The sequence below is a fragment of the Halomonas sp. ND22Bw genome (genome assembly GCF_003011945.1).
Lineage (GTDB): Bacteria > Pseudomonadota > Gammaproteobacteria > Pseudomonadales > Halomonadaceae > Halomonas > Halomonas halophila.
In genome coordinates, this window is sequence record NZ_PXWD01001389.1 from 1 (window position 1) to 251 (window position 251).

The following is a 251-nucleotide window of genomic DNA, read 5'->3' on the forward strand; positions in this document are numbered from 1 at the left end:
GGCATGCCTCGGTCGCCACGAGGCGCATGTTGCGCACCTTGTGCTGATCAAGCTTGCGCTTGCACACCTGCAGCGCGTGCACGGTACGCGCCATCGAGCTGCGGGACAGGCGTCCCGAAGCTTCCAGCCCCTGACCAAGCTGAACCGGCTTGGAGAAGCTGTCGACGACCTGGAACTGACTGCCCGTCGGTCGGGCAATCAGCATCCGGCAAGAATTCGTTCCCAAATCCAGGGCAGCATACAGCGCCCCT

Annotated in this window: 1 pseudogene; it reads right to left on the reverse strand. The window is 63.3% G+C overall.

The window, feature by feature from the left end:
* Window positions 1-205, reverse strand: a pseudogene (locus CVH10_RS22755) (hypothetical protein); the annotation flags it as partial.
* Window positions 206-251 lie beyond the last annotated feature (46 nt).